This window comes from Acinetobacter sp. A2, from assembly GCF_012371325.1.
Classification (GTDB): Bacteria; Pseudomonadota; Gammaproteobacteria; order Pseudomonadales; family Moraxellaceae; genus Acinetobacter.
In genome coordinates this window covers 95,434-101,894 of the sequence record NZ_JAAZQX010000003.1, presented here as the reverse complement: position 1 = coordinate 101,894, position 6,461 = coordinate 95,434, and the positions used below count along the sequence as shown (strand labels likewise).

At 42.5% G+C, this 6,461-nt stretch carries 9 protein-coding genes and 3 tRNA genes; 11 read left to right on the top strand and 1 reads right to left on the bottom strand.

Annotation, left to right across the window (positions count from 1 at the left end):
• Position 1: 1 nt before the first annotated feature.
• The 7 genes from HHA43_RS02365 (at position 2) to panD (ending at position 2,860) form a co-directional block, all read left to right on the top strand.
• Positions 2 to 76: transfer RNA gene (locus HHA43_RS02365), tRNA-Gln, on the top strand.
• Between the two features lie 27 nt (positions 77 to 103).
• Positions 104 to 178, top strand: a tRNA-Gln gene (locus HHA43_RS02360).
• 93 nt (positions 179 to 271) lie between these two features.
• Positions 272 to 346 (top strand) — tRNA-Gln (locus HHA43_RS02355).
• 36 nt (positions 347 to 382) lie between these two features.
• Entirely contained in the window at positions 383 to 1,336 is a 954-nt protein-coding gene (locus HHA43_RS02350) for a ribose-phosphate pyrophosphokinase (RefSeq protein WP_004972226.1), read from the top strand.
• Positions 1,337 to 1,437: 101 nt separating this feature from the next.
• Entirely contained in the window at positions 1,438 to 1,734 is a 297-nt protein-coding gene (gene rplY, locus HHA43_RS02345) for a 50S ribosomal protein L25 (protein WP_168418024.1), read from the top strand.
• Positions 1,735 to 1,752: 18 nt separating this feature from the next.
• Positions 1,753 to 2,334, top strand: a complete 582-nt coding sequence (pth, locus tag HHA43_RS02340) for an aminoacyl-tRNA hydrolase (RefSeq protein ID WP_168418023.1) — start codon at positions 1,753 to 1,755, stop codon at positions 2,332 to 2,334.
• Between the two features lie 145 nt (positions 2,335 to 2,479).
• On the top strand, positions 2,480 to 2,860 hold the full coding sequence (panD, locus tag HHA43_RS02335) for an aspartate 1-decarboxylase (RefSeq protein ID WP_168418022.1): 381 nt from the start codon (positions 2,480 to 2,482) through the stop codon (positions 2,858 to 2,860).
• Between the two features lie 106 nt (positions 2,861 to 2,966).
• On the opposite strand, the gene HHA43_RS02330 is transcribed toward panD, so the two are convergent.
• Positions 2,967 to 3,452, bottom strand: coding sequence for a DUF1289 domain-containing protein (locus HHA43_RS02330; protein ID WP_168418021.1), 486 nt, complete (start codon positions 3,450 to 3,452; stop codon positions 2,967 to 2,969).
• A gap of 221 nt (positions 3,453 to 3,673) precedes the next feature.
• On the opposite strand from HHA43_RS02330, the gene HHA43_RS02325 reads away from it, so the two are divergent.
• From HHA43_RS02325 to HHA43_RS02310, 4 genes are all read left to right on the top strand, one after another.
• Entirely contained in the window at positions 3,674 to 4,606 is a 933-nt protein-coding gene (locus HHA43_RS02325; protein ID WP_168418020.1) for a rhodanese-related sulfurtransferase, read from the top strand.
• Positions 4,607 to 4,941: 335 nt separating this feature from the next.
• A complete protein-coding gene (locus HHA43_RS02320; protein ID WP_168418019.1) occupies positions 4,942 to 5,229 on the top strand; it encodes a hypothetical protein in 288 nt (95 codons plus the stop codon).
• An 89-nt stretch (positions 5,230 to 5,318) separates the two neighbouring features.
• Entirely contained in the window at positions 5,319 to 5,933 is a 615-nt protein-coding gene (locus tag HHA43_RS02315) for a DedA family protein (RefSeq protein ID WP_168418018.1), read from the top strand.
• A gap of 45 nt (positions 5,934 to 5,978) precedes the next feature.
• Positions 5,979 to 6,395 (top strand): ABZJ_00895 family protein, encoded by a 417-nt coding sequence (locus tag HHA43_RS02310; protein WP_168418017.1) that lies wholly within the window; start codon positions 5,979 to 5,981, stop codon positions 6,393 to 6,395.
• The last annotated feature ends 66 nt before the right edge of the window (positions 6,396 to 6,461 follow it).

The window sequence follows — 6,461 nt, the reverse complement described above, 5'->3', positions numbered from 1 at the left end:
TAGGGGTATCGCCAAGTGGTAAGGCACCGGTTTTTGATATCGGCATCCGTTGGTTCGAATCCAGCTACCCCTGCCATCTCTTTCACCTGTAGATTACTGTATTAGGGGTATCGCCAAGTGGTAAGGCACCGGTTTTTGATATCGGCATCCGTTGGTTCGAATCCAGCTACCCCTGCCATTTTCTCGCATTAGACAGAACCCCCAATATTAGCGCCATCCTGTTAATTTACCTTGACAGAACGCCGTAAAAATATTAAAGTTCTGCCGCATTAGGGGTATCGCCAAGTGGTAAGGCACCGGTTTTTGATATCGGCATCCGTTGGTTCGAATCCAGCTACCCCTGCCATCTATTCCTACATACACCAACCGCCAAGGGTGCTTCATGCCCAATCTTGTCGTTTTTAGTGGAACCGCGCATCCACAATTCGCTCAAAAAGTCGTAAGCCACTTGCACATTCCTTTAGGTGCTGCATCAGTTTCTACCTTCTCTGATGGTGAGATTGCTGTAGAGATTACCGAGAATGTCCGTGGTAAAGACGTATTTATCGTACAACCTACTTGTGCGCCAACCAATGACAACCTAATGGAAATCTTGGTGATGGCTGATGCTTTGCGTCGTGCAAGTGCTGGTCGTATTACTGCCGTTATTCCTTACTTCGGTTATGCCCGCCAAGACCGTCGTCCTCGTTCTACACGTGTTCCAATTACAGCCAAAGTGGTTGCAGATATGCTAACGACTGTGGGTATTGACCGTGTGGTGATGATTGACTTGCACGCAGACCAAATTCAAGGTTTCTTCGACATCCCTGTAGACAACATTTATGGTACGCCTGCGCTATTGGCTGACCTGCGTCAACAGTCACACGACAACCTAATGGTGGTTTCACCAGACGTTGGTGGTGTGGTTCGTGCACGCGCTGTTGCAAAACAAATGGGTGATATCGATCTTGCAATTATCGATAAACGTCGTCAAAAAGCGAATGAATCACAAGTGATGCATTTGATTGGTGATGTAAAAGATCGTGACTGTGTCATTGTAGATGACATGGTAGATACTGCGGGCACATTATGCAAAGCCGCTGATGCACTGAAAACTTTTGGTGCACGTCGTGTTGTTGCTTATGCAACCCACCCTGTACTTTCAGGCAAAGCAATTGAAAACCTTAAAAATTCTGTAATTGATGAATTGGTTGTAACTGACACTATTCCTCTTTCAGAAGAAGCGCAAGCGCTTGGCAAAATCCGTCAAGTGTCTGTTGCGAGTATGGTTGCAGAAACAATTCGTCGTATTAACAACGAAGAATCTATTAGCGCAATGTTCGATTCTTATCTATAATAGAGCGCTGAATTTTCAAAGCCCTGCCAATTGGCAGGGTTTTCTATCACTAGATTGGTCGCAGATCTAGTTTATTTAAACTCAAAATAAGGATGTCTATCATGGCAAACTTCGTATTAAACGCTCAAGCGCGTGAAGCAGCTAACCAAGGGAAAGGTGCGAGCCGCCGCCTTCGTCACGCTGCATTAGTTCCAGCTATCATTTATGGTGGCGACGCTGAGCCAGTAGCTGTTACTTTAGAACTTCGTGAGCTTGTAAAAGCTTTAGAAAGCAACGCTTTCTTTGAAGAAGTTGTAGAAATCAAAGTAGGCGACAAAGTTGAAAGCGTTAAAATCCAAGCTTTACAACGTCACCCTGCTAAAAACACACCTATGCACGCTGACTTCAAACGCGCATAAGTGTTTACGGTGTAATTAGTGGCTAATATTTCACTGATTGTTGGTTTGGGCAACCCTGGTAAAGAGTATGCCCAAACCCGCCATAATGCAGGTTTCTGGTTTGTAGAACAGCTTGCAGATCAATATGGCATTACGTTAAAAGCCGATCCTAAATTTCACGGGATCAGCGGTCGCGGTAATATCGAAGGTCAAGACGTTCGTCTGTTATTACCCACAACCTTTATGAACCGTTCTGGTCAAAGTGTTGTTCCCTTCGCCAAATTCTATCAAATTGCGCCTGAAGCTATGCTGATTGCTCATGATGAACTGGACATGAACCCAGGGATCATCCGCCTAAAAACAGGTGGTGGTCATGGTGGTCATAACGGTTTGCGTGACATCGTACCGCATACAGGTCCAAATTTTCATCGTTTACGCATTGGTATTGGGCACCCGGGTTCAAAAGAACGCGTATCAGGCCATGTACTCAGCAAAGCACCAAGTAGCGAACAAACCCTCATGAATGATGCTCTTGCACATGCCTTGGGTCGCATCAAATTACTGGTCAATGGCGACGTACAACAAGCCATGAATCAAATCAATGCCTATAAACCGAACTAATGAATCTACAATTGTTGAACAATCACACTTGCCTTGTCGCTATTTTGAGAGCAAAATGCGCTTTCTGCTCAGTACCGACCTCAGTCAAGCAGTGATTGAATTCACCATAAGATAAAATCTTAGGTCCACTAAGGAGACGCTCACCATGCTATCTCGTTTATTAAAATGCAAAATCCACCGTGCTTTTGTAACTCATGCAGAACTTCACTATGAAGGTTCTTGTGCAATTGACGGAACGCTTATGGATTTGGCTGGCATTCGTGAATATGAAGAAATCCACGTATGGAACGTGACCAATGGTAAGCGCTTCACGACTTATGCCATTCGTGGTGAAGACAATTCAGGGATCATTTCTGTCAATGGTGGCGCAGCACATCAAGCCGATGTAGGCGATATTATTATCATTGCAACCTTTGGTGATTTCACTGAAGCAGAAGCCAATGCACATCAACCGCGTTTGGTTTATGCAAACCCAGACAACACAGTCAGTCACACAGCAAATTGTATTCCAGTACAAGTGGCGTAATTCCCCTGCTGTATGCAATAAAAAACTCGCAATTTTTGCGAGTTTTTTTATATCCGAATTTAGGGTCATTTCATGACAACAGCATGAATTGCTTTTGAATGAGCGATTAACTTTCTTGCAGGTTTTGCAACAGACTATGACTAATGCCATCGGCACGTAAAAATGCAAAATCATAACTTGCGGTTGCCAATGCCAAAATACGGCGCTCAAACTCTTGCCACAACGGTCGCACCTCTTTGTAATGAATACCCAAACCACTTTCATCGGTAAAATGGCGGTTTTTCTCACAGAGCTTAAGCGCATGGTACAGCTTACGACCTTTAGAGGCATCTTCTCGTAAACGCACACGCTTGGAACGTACAAAGCCTTCTACATGACGTAAATCTGCAAAAGGCAACATTGGTACTAAAATCTGATCTAACTGTGCATCCAAACGACGCCAAACTGCAGTATGTTGTTCGGTGCTATACGTGTTCCACTGAATCACCTCATGGTTAAAACGACGGCAACCTCGACAGACAGAATCACCAAAAACCGTAGAACAACGACCTGCACACGGGGTTAAAGTGGCACTTGGACGATCCTTACTCAATCTAGCACTCCAAAATTTAAACAACATTCAGTTAGAGGTATCAAGTTTGAATTGCAATATTGCAGTTCAAACCGAGTGGCATCATACCCCGTTCTGGTACATTTTTAAAATGCTGTGTCACGCTTTAAAACCATGCACCTCACTCGGATTTCTCGCATATTCAAGCAAAGCGGGTTAGAATATGCGCCTTAAATTTTGTCTTTCACATATTGGAGTACTCCATGAACGCTACTGTAGAACAGCTTGCACCTGTAGAACAGCCAGCGACCACGACTTGGGTTGTTGCCGCACTTTACCAATTCAAAGAAGTTGCAGATCCTTCCGATCTTCAACAACGCCTGCTAGATTTGGTAAATTCAATCAACCTTTGCGGTACTCTTATTGTGGCGGGTGAAGGCATTAACGGTACCATCGCAGGTGATCGTGCGGCGATTGATCAAGTACACCAATTTCTGTTAAACGAAGGTTTTACCGCAATGGAATATAAAGAGTCGCATAGCTCTGAAAAACCATTCCGTAAAATGAAAATTAAACTGAAGAAAGAAATTGTTACGCTAGGTGTAGAAGTCAAACCACGTGACTTGGTCGGTCACTACCTAGACCCGAAAGAATGGAACGAACTGATTGCCCGTGATGATGTGATTTTGATTGATACTCGTAATGACTACGAATACAAGGCAGGTACATTCAAAGGTGCGATTGACCCAAAAACTGAAACTTTCCGTGAATTTCCTGACTACGTTAAGCAAAACCTAGAACAACACAAAGACAAAAAAATTGCGATGTTCTGTACAGGCGGAATTCGCTGTGAAAAATCAACCTCATTATTGCTTCAGGAAGGCTTTAATGAGGTATATCACCTTAAAGGTGGTATTTTAAAATACCTAGAAGAAACCCCTGCCGATGAAAGCTTATGGGAAGGTGAATGTTTTGTGTTTGATGGTCGTACCGCAGTAACTCACGGTATGCAGGAAGGCCAAAACATCAAGTGTCATGCTTGTGGCTGGCCATTGCTTCCAGAAGAAGTTGAACTGCCAAGCTATGAACACGGCGTATCTTGCGTGTACTGTATTGATAAAACCACAGAGAAACAAAAAGAAGGTTTCCGTATGCGTCAGTCACAAATTGCTGCTGCTAAACGCAAACGTCTGTAATACATACAGGTTGTAATAAATATTTCTCGAGCATGTCTGACGTAGTCTTTAGCATGCTGGAGAATAAACTTAAGCCCTCATTTTTGAGGGCTTTTTTATTAGCATTCAGTTGGTACGCATTCACGTAAGATTACATAGCACATAAAAATACAACGCATTTTTACCAACTATTGCGCAAAAATCCCCAGATTGGGTGATAGCATTCATGCTAAATAAGCCACAAAATTTGTGGCTGTTATTGGTGGATAAGCAACAACACATAATATCACCCATAACCAAAACTTAAGGATCGTTATGTATTCCTAAACCTATACGCTATTATCAGGAGTGAAATTATGCCAAAAACAACAATTTCAAATTCAATGCAAACATTACGTTTCACCCCTGTAAAATCTTTATCTGCTCTGTGTCATACAGAAATACAAAATCGTTTGGAAGATGAGTCACATACCTTTATTGTGGCTATGGGTGCAATTTTAGGTGGCATTATTGCAGCTTTTATTGGCTATCATTTACCTGCCAATTTTTTTAATTACGCCTTGCTGTGTGCAGTTCCAATTCTTATGGCATATACATTAAGACGAGTCTATATCTACACCCTCACCCATTCAGAACTTGATTAAGCCTAAAGCGCAAGGCTTTACCGTTCTTATACTTTACTGTTTATGCAAGAGTGCTTAGGATAGGAGCACTTTTTTAAAACACGACTTGCATGAATGTAACTGAATGGATTATTTCCATTATGGAACAACTCGGCTACCTCGGTATTGCCTTGTTAATGTTTCTGGATAACGTCTTCCCGCCTGTTCCCTCAGAAATTATTATGCCTTCAGCAGGCTATTCTGCCTCTCAAGGGCAATTGTTGCTATTGGGTGTGATTATTGCAGGCTGTATAGGCTCATTAGTTGCAGCCGCAGTTTTATATTGGGTTGGCTATCGTTGTAAACACGACAGTATCTATCGCTGGGTCAATCGTTACGGCAAATATCTATTCATTAAAGAGCAGGACGTCAAAAAATCTCTACACTGGTTTGAACAGTACGGACATCGCATTGTCTTTTTTGGGCGTATGATTCCTGCAATCCGCTCATTGATTAGTATTCCTGCCGGTATGAGTCGCATGCCATTTTGGAAATTTATGTTTTATAGTGGTCTGGGCACCATTATTTGGACAACATTTTTAGCCTGTGTCGGTTATTATTTTGGTGAAAATCAGCAACTTATGCATCAAATTTTCAATCGGGTCAGCCATGTAATTATTGCCATTGTAGTGCTACTTGTTGCTGTGGTGCTGTACCGTAGATACCGCCGTAAACAACAGCATTAATCAATACAACACTGTAAAATTATATCTTTTCGGGGAAAACCAGACATGAAACATTATTTACTCTTCTTCGCCGCAGTTTATAGTATTGCGCTGGTTTTGCTGATTACTGTATTAATTTTTGGGTTGAACTTGGGTGGACTGACTCTGCTACCGACCTTAATTGCTGCAGCATTTATTAGCGCAGGCCATTTTGTAAAAAAAGAACAACGCCTACCCAGCAGTGACGAAAAAATCCAGTTGGTTTGGGGCTCAAGCGCGGTGGCCATTATTATTGGCAGCTTCTTTGTATTTTTCTTGGTACTCATGAACCCAAATGCAGAAGAAATTCTAAAAGCAGCAGATAAAGCAGGATTGGCTTTGGCTGCCGTGATCATGCTGTGCCTGATTGCCATTCATGGTGCTGTGTTTCATATTGCCTACAACTGGTACGCAAACCGTTACTACCACAAGAAATTCTTATAAAATTTTACTGAATTGCTGTATTAGACACCCAAAAACAACAGCGCACACCTAAAAACTACAGCCACG

Bases quoted from the DNA above. Each gene is read 5' to 3' on its own strand.
- HHA43_RS02350 (WP_004972226.1), top strand. From the start codon at position 383: ATGCCCAATCTTGTCGTTTTTAGTGGAACCGCGCATCCACAATTCGCT.
- rplY (WP_168418024.1), top strand. From the start codon at position 1,438: ATGGCAAACTTCGTATTAAACGCTCAAGCGCGTGAAGCAGCTAACCAA.
- panD (WP_168418022.1), top strand. From the start codon at position 2,480: ATGCTATCTCGTTTATTAAAATGCAAAATCCACCGTGCTTTTGTAACT.
- HHA43_RS02325 (WP_168418020.1), top strand. From the start codon at position 3,674: ATGAACGCTACTGTAGAACAGCTTGCACCTGTAGAACAGCCAGCGACC.
- HHA43_RS02320 (WP_168418019.1), top strand. From the start codon at position 4,942: ATGCCAAAAACAACAATTTCAAATTCAATGCAAACATTACGTTTCACC.
- HHA43_RS02315 (WP_168418018.1), top strand. From the start codon at position 5,319: ATGAATGTAACTGAATGGATTATTTCCATTATGGAACAACTCGGCTAC.
- HHA43_RS02310 (WP_168418017.1), top strand. From the start codon at position 5,979: ATGAAACATTATTTACTCTTCTTCGCCGCAGTTTATAGTATTGCGCTG.